Below are 18559 nucleotides of genomic sequence, written 5' to 3'. Positions count from 1 at the left end.
TGGCGCCGTGAGCAAACGCCGATTGGGCTCCCGTCAGCCTTCCACCGGTTCGGCGACTTGCATGAGGCAGTCTCCCGCCTCGCACATCGTGTGCAGCCGGCGCGAAAGTACGATACCGCCTTCGGCGAAATGCAGGGCTTCCTCGGCAAGTTCGAGCCGCTCGAGGTCGTGATACCAGCCGGCCAATTGTCCGGCGCTCACGCCGTCGCCGAGCCTGACGGCGGGTTCGAACCAGCCGCGGCGGGTGGCGTAGAGGCCCTGACTGTGCCGGGAAAGCGAAAGCAGTCGCGTCGGCGCCGAAGGCGTTGACTCCGGCGCGAGAACCGGGGCCTCGACCACGCCGACGGCGACCATCAGACTGTCGATCGCGCGAGCGGTAATCGCCATCGTATCGACTGTGGCGGTGCCGCCGCCGCCGAATTCGCCGCTGACGCCGATGGCGCCGGCCCGGCGGGCTGCGCCCATGGAGGTCGGCGAGGCCCGGCCATTGTTGGCCACGAACCCATACGGCATGCCGAGCGCCCGCATCAGTTCCACCCCGCGCCCATGCCTGTCGGGATCGGTATTGCGCTCGATGAGCGCCGTGGGGAGATGCTCCATCGAGGTGCCGCCCGAATGAATATCGAAGATGACGTCGTGGCGGGGAAACAGTTCCGTCTCCAGGAAATTGGCAAGCCGGCTTGTCGGGGTGCCCAACGGATCGCCGGGAAAGGCTCGGTTGAGATTGCCGCCATCGAGCGGCGAACAGCGTTTGGCGGCCATGACCGCCGGTGCGTTCGCCATCGGCAGGACTGTGACGCGGCCCTTGAGCCGCTTGGGATCGAGCCGGCGGATCAGCTTTGCCAGCGACAGCTCGCCCTCATATTCGTCACCGTGATTGCCGGCCATCAGAAGCAGCGACGGGCCTTCACCATTACGTATGAGGCAGATCGGGACCTTGACCTGGAAATAGGGCGAACGGTCTATCGAGAACGGAATGCCGAGATAACCTGATGTATTGCCGTCCCGGTCGAAGTCGAGCGTATGAGTGAGGCCGGTGTGCATGGCGGCAACTCAGACGGCGGCGACCGCGGTGACCTCGATGCGGAGGTCGGGATCGGCGAGACGCGCCTCGACGCAGGCCCGCGCCGGCAGGCGTTGGGGATCCACCCAGGCATCGTAGACGCTGTTCATGGCGTCAAAGTCGCCGATCTGCGGCAGGAAGATGTTGACCGCCACTAGCTTCGACTTGCTGCTGCCGGCCTCGACCAGAAGCGCCTCGATCTTTGAGAGCACATCGCTGGTCTGGCCCTCGATGCCGGCCTTGCGATTGTCGGCGACCTGGCCTGCGATGTGGACGAGGCCGCCATAGACGACCGCCTGCGACATGCGGGAGCCGGACTGGAAATACTTGATCATATTGGATCCTTTCGAGGTTCTCTTGGGGCCGCCGCAAAATCCGGTCAGCCGAAATAGGTGGGAAAGGCGTGGCGGACATGGCCGGCCGCGTCGACGCCGAAGATCACGCGATGGCGATCGAGGCAGGTGCAAGGATGGGAGATGCCGAATTCAATGATGTCGCCAATGGCTATGTCGTCACCCGGCGCGATTGTCAGAAAGGCGTGCTGGTCGTTGAGCTTGAAGACCTCGGCGCGCGCTACCGGCATCGGCTTGCCGGCGCGCAAGACCGCGAGCACCATCGGAAAACCCTGATCGAACGACACGTCGCGCATGCCCATCCCGCAGATCGCCAGGCCGGGCTCCGGCCGCGACAGCACCTCGGCCCACAGGCGCAAAGCCGGACGAAACGAATTTCGTGCGGAAACGCTGACGCCGCCGACCGCAAAGCCGTCGCGGACATCAAGTGCGCCAAGCGAGCGATCATAGATGCCATGGTCGTGGAAGAAGATGGCGCCGCTGCGCAACACCAGCGTCACATTGCCGTTCCTGGAAACGGTGGGCGAAAGCGCGGCGACCACTTTGTCGAAGAACGCCGAGCCGCCGGCCGTGACGACCAGCGGCGCAGCGCCGCCGACGCGGGCGCGCAGCCGCAGGAACATGTCGGCGATCATCGCCAGCAGAGCCGAGATCACCTCCTCGGTGCGGCCAGGATCGGATTGCGCCGCGGCACCTTCGTAGGTCGCGACTCCGGCGATCAGCAGCCGTCCGCCGGCTGCATCAACTGCATCGGCGATCGCCTCGGCTTCGCCAGCAGTCCGCGCGCCTGCCCTCCCCGCACCCAGTTCGACGAGCACGCGCAACGGCGGCAGCCTCGCATTGGCCCGCCAGGCTTCCGCAAGCGCGTTCACGGCGGCGACAGAGTCGGCGAAGACGAAGAGTTCGACGTCCGGCCAGGCGCCAACCAGCGCCGCGAGCCTGTTCGCACCGCCTGATCCACCAACCTCGTTGGCGATGATCAGCCGTGTAAGGCCGGCCCTGAGCATCACCGCGGCCTGCCTGACATCCGCGACGGTCGTGCCCCATGCCCCGGCCTCTATCAAGGATCGGGCAAGGTCGGGCGCCATCGGGGTCTTGGCATGCGGCGCGACCATGGCGCCCTGTTCGCGCGCGTAGCGCAGGAACAGGTCACGATTTGCGATGAAGGCCTCCTCGTCAAGGGTCAGCACCGGCAACGACATGCGCCCATCAGCCGGATGCCAGCGCTCAGATGCGACAAGGCTGCTGTCCAGCCCGAAGGTGCCGGGCGGCACACCGCGGATGCGATCGTCGAGCAGGAAATTTTCACGCGTCGCGAGCGCCGGGACGGGTGAGTTTTCGGTCATCCGATGCTAGTCCTTTCGCCTTCGCAGGATGAAGTCCGGATCGATTTCCAATGCCGGCCTCAGCATGAGAGAGATGCATGCCAAAGCCTTACTCCGGACCGATCATTGATGCCCACCATCATCTTTGGGATCTCGGCCTCGGCCGGCATCCCTGGCTCGCCGCAACGGCCGGCGAACGCGGCGGCCTGGGCGAACTTGGCCCCTTGCGGCGAAACTATCTTCCTGAGGATTATTCGCGCGACGCCAGCCGGCACAATGTCGTCGCCACCATCCATGTCGAGGCCGGTTGGGCCGGGGATGACTGCTTCGGCGAAACGCGGTGGCTTGAAACGCTTGACAAGTCGCGGGGCGTGGCCGCCCGCTACGTCGTTCACGTCCCGCTGGCGAACCGCCAAGCGCCGGCGCTGGTCGAGGCGCAGGCGGCATTCGACCGTGTCGTCGGCGTGCGCGACATATTGAGCTGGGACCCTGATCCCGCCCGCCGTTTCGCTGCCCGTGACGGCATCATGGACGATCCGGCCTGGCGCGCCGGCCTGTCCCTGCTCGGCCGCCACCGGCTGACTTTCGATCTGATGGTGTTTCCGCGCCAGCTCGCCGGTGCCGCGCGGCTCGCAGCGGCCTATCCGGACCAGCTCTTTGTCCTCAACCACTGCGGCAGCCCGATCGATCGCGACGCGGACGGGATGCGGGCGTGGCGCGAAGGGGTTCGGCGTTTGTCCCAGTGTGACAACCTCGCCATCAAGATATCGGATCTGGTCGCCTACGATCATGACTGGACGCTCGACAGCCTGAAGCCGGTTGTCATGCATTGCATCGACTGTTTCGGCACGCGGCGCGCGATGTTCGGCAGCGACTTCCCGGTGGCCGGTCTGCACGCCTCGTTCGATGCGGTATATGACAGCTTTAAGGCCATTGCCGGGGAGCTTTCCGCAGACGAGCAGACGGCGCTGTTCTTCGGCAATGCAAGGCGCATCTACCGGCTGGACGATATGTCATCGGCGGGCCTGCTCCCTGCCTGAGAGAAGCAGCAGCCCCAGGATCAGCGAACCGAACAGAATGCTGCGCCAGCCGGGCGATGCGTTGACGACGGTGATCAAAGCGGTGATCGTGACCAGCAGGATCGCGCCGGGGATAGTGCCGGCATAGGTGCCGAGCCCGCCGAGGATCGAGGTGCCGCCGAGAACCACGGCGGCAATCGAGGCGAGCAGATAGGGATCGCCGATGCCGACATAGCCCTGTCCGTTCATGCCGAGCACCAGCACACCCGCAAGCCCCGAAGTGAAGCCGCTGATGCCGTAGACCGCCAGGGTGGTCGAGGCGACGGGAACCCCGGAGAGTGCCGCGGCGAGCGGGTTGGCACCCATGGCGAAGAGCCGAGCGCCGAAGGATGTGGCATGCATTGCGGCCAGAACGATCACCGAGACGGCCACCCACAAGAGCACGCCTGCGGGAATACCGGCCGGCCGCGCATTGCCGAGCCAGCGGACCAGCGGGTTTTCGGCGGTCACGGCGCTGCCGCCGGCGATGATGATCAGCAGACCCTGCAGGAATGTCGCCATTGCCAGGGTCATGATCATCGGATGAACGCGCAACAGCGCCACGCCCAGCCCGTTCACCAGACCGATTGTCGTCGTCAACGCAAGGACGGCAAGGACCGCGGTGAGCCCGGTCGGATCCGCCTGCCATGAGAGCAGCGGCAGGCTGACGGCGCTCACTGTGACGATAGCCGCGACGGAAAGGTCGATGCCGCCGGCGATGACGACGAAGGTCTGGCCCGCCGCAACCAAGCCAATAACGGCGGCCAATTCGACCAGATAGCGCAAATGGCCATAGGCGCCGAAGCCATGCGAAACGAAGCTCGCCACGATCCACACCGCGGCAACGATGGCAACGGTGAGAAATGGCCGGCTGCGCAGGATGGTCTGGGCGCGCCTGCCGCCCACGGTCTCTTTCCATGCTGTCATTGCTGCACCTTGCGCAATTGCGGGATGGCGACCGCCCCGATGATGATGAGGCCCTGGGCGACATACTGGGCGACCGGCGTGAAGCCGAGGAAGAACATGACACTGATCATCAGGCTGAGCAGCAGGCTGCCGGCAAGCGCACCGCGCATCGTGCCTTGGCCGCCGAGGAAGCCGATGCCGCCGAGCACGGCGGCGGCAATGGAATTCAGCGTGAAGGCCGTGCCGATGACCGGATCGCCCGAACCTGTTTGCGCGGCGACGAACAGGCCGGCGCCGGCGCAAAGCAGGCCGCTGATCGCGTAGGCGGCTACCCGTGCGCCATCGACCGGCACGCCGGAGCGATAAGCGCCGACCGGATTCTCGCCGGCGGCATAAAGGCTCAAACCAAGCGGTGTGGCGAGATAGAGTTTCCACAGAAGGACGATGAGCACCAGCAGCACGAAGGCCGCGGGCGTGTTGCCGGCAAGCAGGTCCGACAGCCACTCCGGAATGGCGCCGCCGGGTCTCGGCAGGATGAGCAGCGCAGCACCGCCGATGATGAAGGAACCGGCGAGCGTCACCACGATCGCTGGCAACCGAAGTTTTACGACGATGAACCCGGTCGCGCCACCGATGCCGATACCGGTCAGCGCCACCGCAGCGGCACCGCCGGCTACGCCCAGCGGCCCGGTCATTGTCGTCGCGGCGATCACCGCCCCCAGGCTGACCATTGCGCCGATGGCTAGGCTGATACCGCCGGTAAGCATCAGGATCGCCTGGGCCATGGCGACCAGCGCCAGCGGAAACCAGCTCTGGGTGAATTTGGCGAAGCCGGAAGCGGTCAACAGGCCGGGGAACAGGAAGCCGTAGGCGACGAGGAACGTCATGACCACGGCGAACAGGCCGCGCACACCGGCATTGCGGCGCAGCTGAACCGGCCAGTAGAGAGCGCCGGCTTGCCTTGGCGAGGCCACCGTGCTCATGCCGCCACCTTGCGCTGTTCGGCGCCCATCGCGGCGGAAACGATGGCTTCCTCGCTCAGTGCGCCGCGCGCGAGCATGGCAACGATGAGGCCCTCCCGGACCACCGCGACGCGGTCGCAAAGGTGCACCAGTTCGGGTGTGTCGGAACTGAGCAGCACGACCGCCTTGCCGGCGGCGGCGAAATTGCGAAGCATCATATAGATTTCGCGCTTGGTCTCGACATCGACGCCACGTGTCGGGTCATTGAGGAGAAGCACAAGCGGGTCGTGCGGCATCCATTTCGCCAGCGCGACCTTCTGCTGGTTGCCGCCCGACAGGGCCTGTGCCGGCCGGCCGAGATCGCCCTTGATGCCAAGCTGGACGGCGAGACCTCTTGCCGTCTCACGCTCGGCACGGCGGCTGCGCAGCTTCAGCGCCGGCAGTCTTGCGAAAGCGGGCAGCATCATGTTGGTGACGATGGAATGGATCAGGTGCAGGCCTTCCCGCTTGCGGTCGGCCGGGACATAGGCGAGGCCAAGCGCGTTGGCTTTCGGCACACCGCCGGGCAAACCCGAAGCCCCCTTAACGGTTGCGGATGCCGTCCTCGCCGGAATGGCACCGTAGAGACCGAGCAGCAAATCTTCCTGCCCTTGCCCAACCAGGCCTCCGATACCGAGCACCTCGCCCGTCCTGATCTCGAGATCGACATCGCGCATCAGGCCGGCCGAAAAATTGCGAACCGAGATGGCGTTGGCAGCCGATGCCGAAGGCTGCCAATCCGGAAAGAGGTCGCCGGAGTCGCGGCCGACCATCAGCCGTACCAGCCCGGCGGCATCTGTTCCTTCCAGTGTGCGGTCCGCCGTGCAGGCGCCGTCCTTCAGGACGGTAACATGCTGGCACAGCGCCATGACTTCGTTCAGCCGGTGCGAAATGTAGAGAATAGCGATGCCCTCGCCGCGCAGCCTCTCCAACAGGTCCGTCAGGACCTTCGTTTCGGTTGCCGAAAGCGACGAAGTGGGTTCGTCGAGAATGAGCACACGCGGCCGGCGGTAAAGCGCCTTGGCGATCTCCACCATCTGCCAGCGGCCAAGCGACAAATGTCCGACCGGCGTCGAGAGCGGTTCGTGAAGCCCGACAAGATCGCATGCTGCCCTGGCCCGCACGGCGAGTTCGGGATAGTCGAGCAAACCGAACCGGCGCGGATAGGCGCCAAGGCCGATGTTCTCGGCGATTGAGAGGCTGGCCGTCAGACTGAGTTCCTGCTGGACGACGGCGATCCCCGCCTGTTGCGCATAGGCGGGGGTCATGCGCGACACTGGGCGCCCATCGACCTCGATCGCCCCGCCGTCCGGGCGCAAGGCACCGGACAAGAGGTTGATCAGCGTCGACTTTCCGGCACCGTTCTCGCCGAGCAGCGCATGCACGCGGCCCGGCTGGAGAGCGATGGAAACGTCGCGCAGGACGGGATTGCCGAAGAAGGACTTCGACACCCCCAGCGCGGCAAGAAGCGGAGCCGTGGCCAGCACTTTCTGCGACCTTTCAGGCTTATTGCTCAGCCAGAAGTTTCTTGAACAGCTCCTCATCGTAGGGCGAATAGATGTAGCCGTCGGCCGGAAAATCGGCCGCCCGGGCGAGGTACTGGTCGATATTGGAATTGTCGATCACCGGCAGCGCGATCTTGACGAAAGCCGGCACATCCTTGCCTTCCAGCGCCTGGACGGCGGTATAGGTAGCGAAAGCGCCGAGCCAGTTCGGCTGCATGGTCGCCCAGCTCTTAAGGTCCTTTTCCTTCCAGAGTTCAAGGAACTGACGGGCATTCTCGCCGGTGATCGGCACCTGTTCGCGGCCCTGCTTGTCGAGCGCGAGTACGGCGCCCGCCGACAGGGCGCCGCCGAGCGACAGAATCCCGTCGATCTCGGAATTGGCGAACAGCAGGCTGGTGACGGCTTCCTGTGCAGGCGCGACATTGTAGGGTGTGTTGGTCTCGGCAAGGACCATCACCTCAGGATGGGCCTTGAGCGCCGCGTCAGCGCCTTTGCGCCGATCGTCGCTGACCGAAACGCCGGCCGGGCCATTGAGGATGAGGATCTTGCCCTTGCCGCCGATGGCGTCAATCAGGAACTTGGCCGCCTGATCGCCCCATTGGGCGGAATCGGTGTTGACCTTGGCCGTGACCTGGTCGGTGTCGACGAGGCTGTCGAAGTTGATGACGGCGATGCCCTTGGCGCAGGCGTCCGCCAGCACACGCGCGGGCGCGGTCGACGAGCCGGCAATCAGGATAATGGCGTCGACGTCGGAATCGATCATCGACTGGATCTGCTGGATCTGGACGTTCGCGTCACCCTGGGCGTCGGTCACGACAAGCTTATCGACCAGCCCTTGCTTCTTCAGGGTCTCGACTTCGGCTTCGATCGTGCCCTGTGTCTGCTTCATCCAGGTCGGCACGGAATAGATGTTGGCCCAGCCGATCGTGTACGGCGCCTTGCGGTCGCCGTTGATGCATTTGGCGGCGGCGTTGGCCTGCGAACCGGCGCCGAGGCTCAGGAGGAGACCGAGGCAAAGGGCGCTGGCGGATGCGAAAAACGATGATTTCGTCATGATTGTTCCCTTCTGAGGTTAGGCCTGGACGTGCGGGGTCCGGACGAAAAAAACCGCCGGTTGCCGCATCCGGAAACCGCCTGTTTTCTCGTCAGAATTTTCTGCGCCTGGCTCGTTATTGTCTGATATTTCAGACATCATGTTTGTATATCGGACAAATGGGATGCTAGACTGAGCCTTGACATCTTTCAAGCGTCTTGAGACGAGGGCCGAATTGATTTTTTACGCGGATGCGGCCGACATGAGCGATGGAGCTACTAGTCTGATCGAAGCGGAAGCCGGCGCCGAGCCGCGCAACGGCGAACGCCGCCGCGGCATCGACCGCGTCATCATGCTGCTGGAAGCGCTTTTGCGGCACCGCGCGCCGATGCGCGTCGGCGACATCGCCAAGATGATCGGCGCACCGCGTTCGACCACCTATGAAATCGTCAACAGCCTGCTCGAAGCCGAAATGCTCGAAAACGTCGGGACGGAAGGCTACGTCTATTTCGGGCGGGCTATGCATCTGTTCGGCTGGGCCTACTCGCATCACAACGCCCACTACCGGCGCATCATCGAGACGCTGGACAAGATGGCCGCTGAGACAGGCGAGACCGTGCAGTTGTGCGGCTTGCGCGGGAATAAATACATCGTTCTCGATTGCCGGGACTCTCCCGGCCCTTTCCGTATTTCAAGCGATGTCGGGGTCGAGGTGCCGATCCCGTGGACGGCGTCCGGGCGGCTCTTGCTTGGCCATATGAGTGAGGAAGAGGTGAAGGACTTCATCCCGCCTGGCGACTACAAGCTGCCCGACGGCCGCGTCATTGCGCCAGCCGAATTCTTCAGCGATGTCGCCCTGGCCCGCCAGCAAGGTTTCAGCGAGACCGCTGCTCTGGCCGACCGCTTCACGTGGTGCATGGCCGCGCCTATCCGCGATGGCCACGGCGCCATTAACAAGACCCTTTGCTTCGTATTGCCAGTCGACACAGCGGAAACGCGGCGCAGCGAGTTGCTTGCCGTGCTGTGCGAACGCGCCCGTGGATTGTCGTTGGCGGGAAGCTAATTTTTGAAGAATCGGCCCTGATGCATTTGCCAACGGAGCGCGAAAAAAATGGCCGGGCTCAATCGCCCGGCCAATATGAAGGTTACAACCTTCAGAGGGGAACGCCGTTCAGCGGAATGGGAGGAAACCGCCGAACGGTTTCACCTGTTTGAGCTTGTTTGAGCGGGTTGGCGACGAACAAAATTCCAAAAGCCGGCGGATGACGAAAATTCCTGTTCTATTTGCTCTGACCTCGTCAGACGGATGATGCCCTTGTCTCAAGGAGATCGGCATAGTGCCGGCGCGCCACGTCAGGATGCGAGCGCAGGCGACTTTTCAGCACGTTGGTTCCGACGTCGCGAAACAGCGGGTTGTCCGGATCGCTCGCCGGTCCGCGCGCCTCGGCAGCCAGTTCTTCAGGCAGGGTGAGCAACGGGATCGTCGCATCGAGCCGGGCGCTGAAGAAGAACGGAACGGAAATCCGCTCGACACCGGCCGGCGGCGTGACGACACGGTGGACCGTCGCCCTGAGATAACCGTTCGATGCCAGTTCGAGGAGCTCGCCGATGTTGACCATCAGCGTTCCGGGGATGGGATCCACATTCACCCAGCTTCCGTCGTATTCGACCTGCAGCCCCCTGTTGTCGTCCTGAAGCAGGAGCGTCAGGAAACCGCCGTCCTTGTGTGCGCCGACGCCCTGGTCGCCGCCGGTTGCGTCGCGTCCGGGATAGCGCACGATCTTCATGCGATGGTTGGGCTCACCGCTATAGATCGGATCGAAAGCGTCCTCGGTCTGGTCGAGCGACAGCGCGAAAGCCTTCAGCAGGCGGATCGCCACCGCCGTCGCCTTGGTCTGCCATGCCAGCAGCGCCGGCTTGAGTTCCGGCAGGACCGAAGGCCACTGGTTCGGCCCTTGCAGCCGCGTCCAGGCAGGAATGCCCGGCGCCTGTGGTATGGGTCGACGCTCGACGCCGATGTCGAGCTGTTCGCGCCAATCGGCCTTGCCCTTGGTCAGTTCACCACCGGTGCGCGTGTAGCCGCGAAATTGCGGGGACTTGACCATTTCGATGGCCAGCTTGTCGGCTTCCGGCAAGGCAAAGAACCGGCGCGAGGCGTCGAGCACCTCGTCGATTTCCACAGCCGAAATTCCGTGGCCGCTGAGATAGAAGAAGCCGACATCGCGGGCCGCCGTGCGCAGGTCGAACAGAAAGGTCCGACGCTCCGACGCGCCCTGTTCGAGACGGCTGAGATCGAGCACGGGTACAATCCTGGCCATGGTCAACCTCCTCTTGCCTCAGGCTTGGATCAGGCCTCTACGGTGACACGCTGGTCGTTGCGATCAAAGCAACGGTCGATCCAATCTCGATGCAATGGAAGAAAGTCAGCGCTGGGTTTGGCGGCCGCCAGGCAAATAACGTCCGAAAGGGTGTTCCATGGCACGAAGGCATCATGGCAACCATATGCACGAATTGCAGTGCGGCCGAGACTCAGAAATTTTCGACCCACGGCCTGAGTTCGAGCTCCCAAGTCCAGGCGCTGCGATGCTGCCGGTGGATTGCGAGATAGGTTTCGGCGATCGCGTCCGGAGACAGCCGGCGATCCTGCCGGTCGGGTTCGCCGGCCTGTCCGGGCCTATTCTGTCCGGGCCTGTTCGCCGCGATCACACCGTCGACAATGAAATGCGCGACATGGATGTTTTTCGGCGCAAGTTCGCGGGCCATGGATTGGGCCAGTCCGCGCAGGCCGAACTTTGGCATGGCAAAGCCGGCCGAACCCGGAAAACCTTTGATGCTGGCGGTGGCGCCGGTGAACAGGATCGAGCCGGAGCCGCGGGAAAGCAACCGGCGCGCGGCCTGCTGGCCGACCAGGAACCCGCCATAGGCGCCGACCAGCAATGCCTGTCTGACCGCTTCGGGTTCGAGGTCGGCGATCGGTCCGCGGGCGCGGCCGCTGGCGTTGAAAACCACAAGCGACAGAGGACCGGCGCTGTCGGCGACATCGAACAGGTTTTCGACCGACGCGATATCGGCAACGTCCGTTTCGACCGCCAACGCTCCGGTCTCGTCGACCAGCGTGCTCAGCTTGCCGACGTTGCGGGCAGCCAGGACCACGCGAAATCCCTCATTGGCGAGAAGACGTGCAAGCGAGGCGCTCAGCCCCGGTCCTGCTCCAGCGATAATTGCCACGTCCGATGTCATGGAGCTTCTCCTTTACGGATCTGGTATGGTACGGATTCTAGTGCAGCGGATTGGCGATTCAGGTCCTACCACTCGTGTTTCTCAGGCAGACCGTCGGTCAGATCGTAAAAGTCGGATTTCGAGCCGACATAAATATGTTCGCCGAGACGAAGGCCGGTCGGCCGGTCGAGGGTCCCGACCGTGACGTATGTTTCCACGCCCGGCGCGGCCTTCCAGAACAAATTGCCACCGCAATGTGAGCAGAAGCCGCGTTGGACGCTTTCCTATGACTGGTACCAAGTCAGGGTCTCAGAGGCCGCAAGCCTTAGGGTCCGCCGACTTGCAGCTCGCCATGACGGCAAAGTTGCCGCTGGTGCGCGCACATGGTGTGCAGTGGCAGGCGATCGGCTGAGCAACTTCGCCGGTGATTTCGTAGCGCACGCCGCCGCAGAGACAACGTCCAGTCGCCATCCGGTCCTCCGTGATCCGCCCCATCAAGCGGTCCAGTCGGATTGTTATGGCATTGAGGGTTTCGGCGCCAGCACAGCTGCAGGTGTGGTGAATGGCCCCTGCGTAGCGAAAAGGACAATGCCCGCATCGCGCACGAGGTCGATGCGGACCGCTTCTTCAAACTGATGTTCGATCTGCTGCGGGATTAGGGCGAATTCGAACGGCACCCTCCTGATCTTTGCGTGGACCGCAGAGGGGCGGTGCTACCGACTTGAAGGATCGTTGGGCGCACCCACCGACGGCGCGCGATTTCGACGCCGTCGGCGGCTTCCTGTGCCTCACCCCACTGCCCTCTTCCTTCGGATCAGGAAGGCGCGAATGATCTTGGGAAAGTCTTTCACGCTGCGAGCCCAACTCTATGCGTGCCGGCGGGTTCGCAAATCGGTGCCATCACCCATTTTTGGGCGGCCGGTTTCCCAGTTTTCGCAGGCGTGTTCTTGCTTTTGCGGGAATTACCTAATTTTCGTGCGGTTCCAGCGGATAGGCGCCCGTCGGGAACGGCGCGTTTTTGTACGCAGCGGTCTCGCCACTCAGTCGGCGGTGGCTCCGATGCTCACGGCGCTTATGAAACCGAGCAGGATCATGGAAATGCAGCAAACAGCGTTGATCGCGAGCGCCGTCACCATCTGCCAGTCCCGCACCGCTACGAGCGGTGTTGGCGACAATGGAAAGATGCGAAGCGGCGAAAAGGGTCCAGGTCCAATAAGAGACCGCAGTCGCACCGAGCGGCGGCCCATTATCGGCTCACCGGTCGAGAGCGTCCTGGATCGATGCTTGTTCCATCGGATCGGCCATCGGAGTGGCAGCGGGCTCGCTCACGAGCACCGTGGCGCCGTCCCGCATGATCTCGAAATCGAGAGATGGCTGGCCGACGGCTTGAGGCAAGGAGATCACCATGTGTTGCCCCGGTCCGAGCGTGGAAACGAACCGCATCGGCTGCGCGTCGGCGCCTGAAGCCAGGGTCGCAACGACCCGGTAGCCGTCCTGCTCGACCGTGTAGTAGACGACGCCTTTGACGTGGCCGAAATGGATGCTGTGGCCGTTCCCCGGCGCAAGTTCCGAGGCCGCGGCTATGCTCGTGGTGGCGAGCAAGACCGTCGCAAATGCGGTAGAATATCTGATCATTGCTATTCTCTCCGATTGGCGAGCTCATGGACTGCTTCGCAGTCTATTCCAAACTCACAAGCGCAACCTATGCGCGGGGGCATTCGCGCACATCGGTACGGTCACCTAGTTTCCCGGCAGCTGATCTCCTAGTTTTTCATGGGCTTGCCTAGTTTCACGGACTTGCAGCGCGTCTGCCGACGGCAAAAGCCAAGGCTCGCCGCGAAGGCGGAGCAGAATTTCCATCCGGTTTGCTGCGTTGAATTTGCCGAGCACGGCGGAAACCTGGTGCTCGATTGTCCGCGGCGAGCGCGACAGACGCCGTGCCGCCTCCTTGTTGCCCAAACCTTGAGCGATCATTGTGAGTACCTGTTGTTCTTGCCTCGTCAGGCCCAGTGGATGCTGCCTAGCCACGGTGTATGGCCCCCGGCGCTGCTTCGGCAGCTGATTGGCAGCTCCGATGCGCTGCGCCAGCTTTCGCGCCAGCGCTGCCGCGGGGCGCGCTTCGACGCCCTCGAATGTAGCCACGGCGCGAGCCAGCGCCGCGCCAGCATCGGTTCCGCGGACCTGCATGAGGGCGAGCGCTGACTCATAGGGAAGACCCAGGCGGGACCATTCTGCCGAGGCCGCCATCGGGTCGCCGCGGAGTTCCAATGCTTGCGGCAAAGGAATGCGGCCGGCCGGCACCGGCAGCGATCCCGCCATTCCGCAGCGCTGCCACCAGACTGCCAGCTCACCGACATCCCAGGGACGGAAATTGTCGAGGTCCATTTCGGTGAGGGCCGTCAGCTGCTCGTGGCCGGCGCCGGGCTCCTCGGCAAGCCAGGCGGCCTCGGCCAGCGCCAAGCGAACCGGTATGACGCGTTGAGCCTCGCCGGTCGTCAGGCCCTCCTGGAGCGCCTGCTCCAGCAGGGCCGCGCCACTGGGTTCACCCAGCCGGATCCGCGCCCTGCCGAGTTCCGTCAGAGCCGGCAGGTGCATCACCATCGGCAGGCGTTCCAGATTCATGACGCCCTGGGCAATCGTCTCGGCCTCGCGAAAGCGGCCCTGCTCGGTACGAAGCTGTGCCTGCCGGCCGAGCAGGTATTGCGCCGCCGAATCGAGGTCGTGCCTGGCGCAATACGCAATCCCTTCCGCGAGCAGCCGTTCGGCCAAGGCGAAGTCCTTGGCCACTACCGCGCATTCGGCGAAGTTCGTATAGGCTCGCGACGCATGGTCGTGAAACCCGTGATCGAGCGCCAGGGTAAGGCTTTCCTCCAACCGCTCACGCCCGCCCGGGCGGTCGGCGAACATCAGCGCTGTGCCGACATTGTTCAGGGCGTGGACGCGTGTCTCGACCTCACCCAACCGGTCCGCCAGGCTGATCGCGCGCTCGCCCCATTCGATCGCCTCGTTGAAGCGATAATGCAGCATGTGTAGCTGCGAGCGCGTGCTGTAGGCCATCGCCAGTTCCGGCCCAGGCGGCAGGTTCTCCACCTCACGCACTGCCTGATCCGCGTAGTCTTCCGCCTCCTGACCCTCTCCGCGGCGCCAGTGGAGACGCGACAGCCAGCGCAGATTGGCCCCGACGTTGTCGATGCGCCCTAGCTCCCGCCAGATCGCAATGGCGCGATGCCGCGCCTCGATGATTTCATCGTAGACGAACAGTGACAGGCCCGCCTCGTAGGCCCAGTCTTCACAAAGCTGGGCAGCCAGCGCCGAGGGAGCTTCTGAAACGTATCGGAGTGCGGTCGCCAGATGTGAAGCCGCCTCTCTATGCGCGCCCAGACGCGCGGCCTGCTCGGCGGCCTGCGGCGCGAGTTCCAGGACGCGTTCGCCGTTGTCGGCGCCGCCGGCATGGTGCACCCGTCGCGAAAGTAGAGCGCTTGCCTGCGCCGCCGGAAGTTCGGAGAGTGCCGCTTCGACTTTCGCATGCAGCGACCGTTGGAGAGACGGAGCGAGGCGGTCGAGCGTCGCTTCCCTGGCAAGCTCGTGGCGAAACGTCAGCGCGCCTTTAACATCCCGCCGCAGCAATCCCCGTCCCACGCACTGATCCACGAGAACTTCGGTCTCGTCCCCGAGAAGTGCCCGGATCAGCCACGGCTCAACGCTGCCCGGCATGATGCTCATGACCTCCAGCACCTCGCGCTCTCCTGGGGTCAGGCGCGACAAGCGCGACCAGACCGCATCGCGTATGGAATCGGGCACGCGCCCCGATTCGACCTCACTACTAGACAGCAGTTCGGTGACGAAGAAGGGATTGCCCTCGGTAACGCGATAAAGCCCGTCGGCGGAGCGGCCGGCCTGCTCGGCCAGCACCGTCACCGCCTGGGAAGACAGCGGTTCAAGGGTCACGCGGCTCACCGAGTCAGACGGAAGGTCGCCGAGCACGTGGGTCAGAGGATGATCGGCACTTATCTCGTCTCTGCGCATGCTGAGCACCAGCATCGTGCGAAGCAGGGAGACGCGGCGACCGAGGTATCTTACCAGGTCAAGTGTCGCATTGTCGGCCCATTGCATGTCCTCGAAGACGAGCACGGTCGTGCCCTTGGTGTGCTGAAGCGCATTCAGCAACGCCGGAAAAAGCCGCTCCGGCGCCGCGGTCTCCTCGAGCAGCGCCGCGACGCGGGGGTCTAGCAGGTGCGCCATGTCCTGAAGGGGACCGAGCGGGCGCGGCGTGAAGAGCGCCTCGCACCAGCCCCACAGCATCCGGTAATTCCTGTCGGCGTTTTCCGCGAATTCGCGCAGGAGGGAGGTCTTGCCGACGCCCGCTTCGCCGTCCACCAGCACGGTCCCGCCGTGTCCGGCCGCAGCTCTCTCGGCGCTGGCCAACAAAGTTCCAAGCGGCCCCTCTCGCTCAAGCAGCATAAAAGCTCACGCCTCCTTAACCTTGAAGGTACAGCAGTAAGCCTCGAGTGCAACAACGTCATTTCACGTGGATTGATTGGAATGACGGCTTTCGTCTATTTCTTCTTCGATCGCATCGTGGATGGCTGCCGACAGCGCGAACGCCGTCGGCCAGGCAGATAGTGTAGAAAGACCTGCTGCCGATGAAGATGACATCCTCGACCCGTCCCATCGCCGATTGCGTGGTGTCATTGTCCGGTTGAAGCGGAAGGATTCCGGTCGAATTGGGACGACCACCTTGCCGCGCAATTCGGCTGTCGGAACGATGCTGCTGTGAAAGCGGCGTCCCGATCCGCTGGCAGGACGCGTCAGTCATGGAGTTCCCTCGAGATCGCCGGGCCGACTGAAAAATCGCTGAATGTGACTTCGAAACCTTCACGTTGCGGCGAACAGCACATCATGCCGACATCGATTGTTTTCGAGGGCGGGAAGTAGGCGAGCCGCACCGGCTTCCAGCGATGGTCGGAGGCATCGAGATACTGAACGCGGATTGTCTCGGCATGGCGGGTCAGCCGGATCCTGACGCCGTCCGGCCCGGCCGGGATGCTGACCAACGACCAGTCGGAGGCATCATTGGTGACGACGACGGAAAAATAGGCGAGCCCGTCGGTGAGCTCGATGCCGGCCTTGACCCAATGCGTCTCGCTCAGCCGGACCATCAAACCGGCCTGATCATAGAGTACCTTGTAGTCCCCCTTGACGGTGACCTCGGCGCTGAAATCGCCCTCGACCTGCCGGTAGAGGAAGTGGCCATTGTCACGCCAGAAATCATAAAAAGTCTCGCGCCAGAAATCGGTCTCCTTGCCGGTCCGCACATGCACGGAGCTGTCGCCGAAAGCATGATGCGGTGGCGGGTTGAGCCAGGTCAGTTCTGCAGGCTGAGATGTCATCGACTTGCTCGTATCGCCGGTTCATGTTGCGTTGTCCGCCGCACTTGCGACGAGGCCGATTTGTCTCTTGTACCCGGCTTAAACCGCTTCATTTCGGCGCTTGGTAAAGCTCGGACGCGGCCTCTCTCAGCGCGCGCCGGCTCTCCGGCCTGAAATACATCATGTGGCCGCCTTCCAGAAGCTCGACGCGGATGGGCTTTGCGCCGGGAAGCGAAGGGACCTGGCCGACAAGATAGCGTGACGCCAGATAGGGTGTCACCAGGTCGGTGTAGCCGTTGACGATCAAAACGCCGAGGCCGGGATTTAGCGCGCGCGCCTGTTGAAGGTCATCCATCACGCCGACATAGCCCTGACGCGTCGGGCTCGTCCCATAATCCCAATTGCCGCTGATTTCACGGTTGAGAAGCCGATAGCTTACATCGGTGCGGAATTTCAATTCCTCCCTGATATAGCTGACAAAGGCGGATGTGAGCGCTGGCACGCTTCGGTCGAGCACCGGATCAGGACCGCTGGGCCTTGGACTTTCCGGGGCAACGTCTGCCGTTTCGATCGTGCCGTCATAGACGCTGAGAACATTGCCCCTTGCCCGCGCAAACTCCTTGGCGAAGAGCGCGGTGGGAATGCGTGCAAAGTTTCGTTTGACGAGTTCGAGCGGCAGGCCGGTGATTTCGGCAACGCGCGGGCTCGCCAGACGCCCGCCCTGTTCGAGCCCGCTGGCAAGCGCGACGAGATAGTCGCCAAGCGCATAGCGTTCGACATCGGCCAACCGCTCCTGCAGTTCGGAACCGGTGACGCTTTCGCTGCGCAGGCGCACCGCCGCCAGCGACGGCAGCTCAAGCGCCCAGTGAAGCGGCTGGAACTCGTCGGGCCGCACCAGCGTGAATTCGAGCGCCGGCGAGATGAGCACGATGCCGCGAGGGCTGATGCCGATGTCATCCTGGAGCGTCTTGGCGAGCAGTGCCGCCCGAAACCCGCCATAGCTTTCGCCGGCAAGAAACACCGGCGACGCCGTGCGGCCCGCCTGTGCCAGATAGAGCCGGATGAATGCGCCCATCGCGGCGGCGTCCTGGTTGACGCCCCAGAAGCTGCGTGCCTCGGTGCCGGGTGCTTCGCGGCTGTAACCGGTTCCGACGGGATCGACAAAGACCAGGTCGGTCATGTCGAGCCAGGTGTTCGAGTTGTCCAAAAGCCGCTGCGGCGGTGGGAGAAAACTTCCATCGGCCGCTGTCGCCATCACGCGTGGACCGAGCGCGCCAAGATGCAGATAGGCGGAAGCTGCTCCGGGACCACCGTTGAATACGAAAGTGATCGGGCGCCGGGGATCAGGTTCCCGGCTTGGCTCGGGACGCAGCGTGTAGGCGACATGAAAGATTTCCGCGGTGACGTCGCCCTTGCCGGATAGCAACGACAGCGTGCCGGCCCTTGCCTGATAGTTGAGCGTGCGTCCCGCGATCACGATCGAATGATCTGAGACCTGCGGCGGCGGGAGCAGCGACAGAACGCCGCCCGAAGGCGACGGCCGCTCAGCCACTTGCGCATGGCCGGCTGGAAGGCCGCCAACCAGCAGCAGCATAGCAAGGGTGATTTCTAGCAGTTTGGTACGCATGACGACTCCGCAGCGGAACGACTGGAAGCTACCACGCCGATGGCTCAGCCGAAATCACAGGACCGTGCACGCCCTCGCTGCTGGAAGGAGACCAAGGCTT

At 63.7% G+C, this 18559-nt stretch carries 19 protein-coding genes; 2 read left to right on the top strand and 17 right to left on the bottom strand.

Annotated elements, in window-relative coordinates; all coding sequences use genetic code 11:
* Positions 1–33: 33 nt before the first annotated feature.
* From AC0L16_RS14855 to AC0L16_RS14845, 3 genes are read right to left on the bottom strand one after another with little or no spacing between them, the layout of a single operon-like run.
* Positions 34–1044, bottom strand: a complete 1011-nt coding sequence (locus AC0L16_RS14855) for a succinylglutamate desuccinylase/aspartoacylase family protein (protein ID WP_473621599.1) — start codon at positions 1042–1044, stop codon at positions 34–36.
* Positions 1045–1053: 9 nt separating this feature from the next.
* Positions 1054–1398, bottom strand: a complete 345-nt coding sequence (locus tag AC0L16_RS14850) for a RidA family protein (protein WP_473621598.1) — start codon at positions 1396–1398, stop codon at positions 1054–1056.
* Between the two features lie 44 nt (positions 1399–1442).
* Positions 1443–2762, bottom strand: a complete 1320-nt coding sequence (locus AC0L16_RS14845) for an alanine racemase (RefSeq protein WP_473621596.1) — start codon at positions 2760–2762, stop codon at positions 1443–1445.
* Between the two features lie 77 nt (positions 2763–2839).
* Here AC0L16_RS14845 and AC0L16_RS14840 point away from each other — a divergent pair, with 77 nt between their 5' ends.
* Entirely contained in the window at positions 2840–3781 is a 942-nt protein-coding gene (locus AC0L16_RS14840; RefSeq protein WP_473621595.1) for an amidohydrolase family protein, read from the top strand.
* On the opposite strand, the gene AC0L16_RS14835 is transcribed toward AC0L16_RS14840, so the two are convergent.
* Genes AC0L16_RS14835 through AC0L16_RS14820 form a run of 4 tightly spaced genes read right to left on the bottom strand, consistent with a single transcriptional unit; the run spans position 3755 to position 8265 of the window.
* Positions 3755–4726 (bottom strand): ABC transporter permease, encoded by a 972-nt coding sequence (locus AC0L16_RS14835; protein ID WP_473621594.1) that lies wholly within the window; start codon positions 4724–4726, stop codon positions 3755–3757. The two genes, AC0L16_RS14840 and AC0L16_RS14835, sit on opposite strands and share 27 nt — an antisense overlap.
* A complete protein-coding gene (locus tag AC0L16_RS14830; RefSeq protein WP_473621592.1) occupies positions 4723–5688 on the bottom strand; it encodes an ABC transporter permease in 966 nt (321 codons plus the stop codon). The genes AC0L16_RS14835 and AC0L16_RS14830 overlap by 4 nt, the downstream gene beginning before the upstream one ends.
* The gene (locus AC0L16_RS14825) at positions 5685–7193 is read right to left on the bottom strand and encodes a sugar ABC transporter ATP-binding protein (RefSeq protein ID WP_473621591.1); all 1509 of its coding nucleotides are present in this window, start codon (positions 7191–7193) and stop codon (positions 5685–5687) included. Before AC0L16_RS14825 ends, AC0L16_RS14830 begins: the two co-directional genes overlap by 4 nt.
* A gap of 19 nt (positions 7194–7212) precedes the next feature.
* The gene (locus AC0L16_RS14820; RefSeq protein ID WP_473621590.1) at positions 7213–8265 is read right to left on the bottom strand and encodes a substrate-binding domain-containing protein; all 1053 of its coding nucleotides are present in this window, start codon (positions 8263–8265) and stop codon (positions 7213–7215) included.
* A 241-nt stretch (positions 8266–8506) separates the two neighbouring features.
* Between AC0L16_RS14820 and AC0L16_RS14815 the strand changes: the two genes are divergently transcribed.
* Positions 8507–9307, top strand: a complete 801-nt coding sequence (locus AC0L16_RS14815; RefSeq protein ID WP_473621589.1) for an IclR family transcriptional regulator — start codon at positions 8507–8509, stop codon at positions 9305–9307.
* 235 nt (positions 9308–9542) lie between these two features.
* On the opposite strand, the gene AC0L16_RS14810 is transcribed toward AC0L16_RS14815, so the two are convergent.
* The 10 genes from AC0L16_RS14810 to AC0L16_RS14765 all read right to left on the bottom strand — a co-directional run bounded on the left by AC0L16_RS14810 (position 9543) and on the right by AC0L16_RS14765 (position 18459).
* Positions 9543–10562: an isopenicillin N synthase family dioxygenase gene (locus AC0L16_RS14810; protein ID WP_473621588.1), complete on the bottom strand. Its 1020-nt coding sequence runs from the start codon at positions 10560–10562 to the stop codon at positions 9543–9545.
* 211 nt (positions 10563–10773) lie between these two features.
* Positions 10774–11484 carry an SDR family NAD(P)-dependent oxidoreductase gene (locus AC0L16_RS14805; RefSeq protein WP_473621586.1) on the bottom strand — a complete coding sequence of 237 codons (711 nt, stop codon included), beginning with the start codon at positions 11482–11484 and terminating at the stop codon, positions 10774–10776.
* A gap of 65 nt (positions 11485–11549) precedes the next feature.
* A complete protein-coding gene (locus AC0L16_RS14800; RefSeq protein WP_473621585.1) occupies positions 11550–11705 on the bottom strand; it encodes a GFA family protein in 156 nt (51 codons plus the stop codon).
* A 67-nt stretch (positions 11706–11772) separates the two neighbouring features.
* Positions 11773–11934, bottom strand: coding sequence for a GFA family protein (locus AC0L16_RS14795; protein ID WP_473621584.1), 162 nt, complete (start codon positions 11932–11934; stop codon positions 11773–11775).
* Between the two features lie 44 nt (positions 11935–11978).
* Positions 11979–12140: a hypothetical protein gene (locus tag AC0L16_RS14790; RefSeq protein ID WP_167378846.1), complete on the bottom strand. Its 162-nt coding sequence runs from the start codon at positions 12138–12140 to the stop codon at positions 11979–11981.
* 577 nt (positions 12141–12717) lie between these two features.
* Positions 12718–13098 carry a hypothetical protein gene (locus AC0L16_RS14785; protein WP_473621583.1) on the bottom strand — a complete coding sequence of 127 codons (381 nt, stop codon included), beginning with the start codon at positions 13096–13098 and terminating at the stop codon, positions 12718–12720.
* A 105-nt stretch (positions 13099–13203) separates the two neighbouring features.
* The gene (locus AC0L16_RS14780) at positions 13204–15924 is read right to left on the bottom strand and encodes an ATP-binding protein (RefSeq protein ID WP_473621582.1); all 2721 of its coding nucleotides are present in this window, start codon (positions 15922–15924) and stop codon (positions 13204–13206) included.
* Between the two features lie 58 nt (positions 15925–15982).
* Entirely contained in the window at positions 15983–16279 is a 297-nt protein-coding gene (locus AC0L16_RS14775) for a hypothetical protein (protein WP_473621580.1), read from the bottom strand.
* A complete protein-coding gene (locus AC0L16_RS14770; RefSeq protein WP_473621579.1) occupies positions 16272–16853 on the bottom strand; it encodes a DUF1349 domain-containing protein in 582 nt (193 codons plus the stop codon). The genes AC0L16_RS14775 and AC0L16_RS14770 overlap by 8 nt, the downstream gene beginning before the upstream one ends.
* 88 nt (positions 16854–16941) lie before the next feature.
* A complete protein-coding gene (locus tag AC0L16_RS14765) occupies positions 16942–18459 on the bottom strand; it encodes a S10 family peptidase (protein ID WP_473621578.1) in 1518 nt (505 codons plus the stop codon).
* Positions 18460–18559: the final 100 nt, after the last annotated feature.

It is taken from the genome of Mesorhizobium sp. WSM4848 (assembly GCF_055811375.1).
This window is presented reverse-complemented; position numbering and strand designations above follow the sequence as displayed.

What these genes read in the sequence shown, in the direction of transcription:
- AC0L16_RS14855 (WP_473621599.1), bottom strand. Translation starts at nt 1,044, where the DNA reads ATGCACACCGGCCTCACTCATACGCTCGACTTCGACCGGGACGGCAAT.
- AC0L16_RS14850 (WP_473621598.1), bottom strand. Translation starts at nt 1,398, where the DNA reads ATGATCAAGTATTTCCAGTCCGGCTCCCGCATGTCGCAGGCGGTCGTC.
- AC0L16_RS14845 (WP_473621596.1), bottom strand. Translation starts at nt 2,762, where the DNA reads ATGACCGAAAACTCACCCGTCCCGGCGCTCGCGACGCGTGAAAATTTC.
- AC0L16_RS14840 (WP_473621595.1), top strand. Translation starts at nt 2,840, where the DNA reads ATGCCAAAGCCTTACTCCGGACCGATCATTGATGCCCACCATCATCTT.
- AC0L16_RS14835 (WP_473621594.1), bottom strand. Translation starts at nt 4,726, where the DNA reads ATGACAGCATGGAAAGAGACCGTGGGCGGCAGGCGCGCCCAGACCATC.
- AC0L16_RS14830 (WP_473621592.1), bottom strand. Translation starts at nt 5,688, where the DNA reads ATGAGCACGGTGGCCTCGCCAAGGCAAGCCGGCGCTCTCTACTGGCCG.
- AC0L16_RS14820 (WP_473621590.1), bottom strand. Translation starts at nt 8,265, where the DNA reads ATGACGAAATCATCGTTTTTCGCATCCGCCAGCGCCCTTTGCCTCGGT.
- AC0L16_RS14815 (WP_473621589.1), top strand. Translation starts at nt 8,507, where the DNA reads ATGAGCGATGGAGCTACTAGTCTGATCGAAGCGGAAGCCGGCGCCGAG.
- AC0L16_RS14810 (WP_473621588.1), bottom strand. Translation starts at nt 10,562, where the DNA reads ATGGCCAGGATTGTACCCGTGCTCGATCTCAGCCGTCTCGAACAGGGC.
- AC0L16_RS14805 (WP_473621586.1), bottom strand. Translation starts at nt 11,484, where the DNA reads ATGACATCGGACGTGGCAATTATCGCTGGAGCAGGACCGGGGCTGAGC.
- AC0L16_RS14795 (WP_473621584.1), bottom strand. Translation starts at nt 11,934, where the DNA reads ATGGCGACTGGACGTTGTCTCTGCGGCGGCGTGCGCTACGAAATCACC.
- AC0L16_RS14785 (WP_473621583.1), bottom strand. Translation starts at nt 13,098, where the DNA reads ATGATCAGATATTCTACCGCATTTGCGACGGTCTTGCTCGCCACCACG.
- AC0L16_RS14780 (WP_473621582.1), bottom strand. Translation starts at nt 15,924, where the DNA reads ATGCTGCTTGAGCGAGAGGGGCCGCTTGGAACTTTGTTGGCCAGCGCC.
- AC0L16_RS14775 (WP_473621580.1), bottom strand. Translation starts at nt 16,279, where the DNA reads ATGACTGACGCGTCCTGCCAGCGGATCGGGACGCCGCTTTCACAGCAG.
- AC0L16_RS14770 (WP_473621579.1), bottom strand. Translation starts at nt 16,853, where the DNA reads ATGACATCTCAGCCTGCAGAACTGACCTGGCTCAACCCGCCACCGCAT.
- AC0L16_RS14765 (WP_473621578.1), bottom strand. Translation starts at nt 18,459, where the DNA reads ATGCGTACCAAACTGCTAGAAATCACCCTTGCTATGCTGCTGCTGGTT.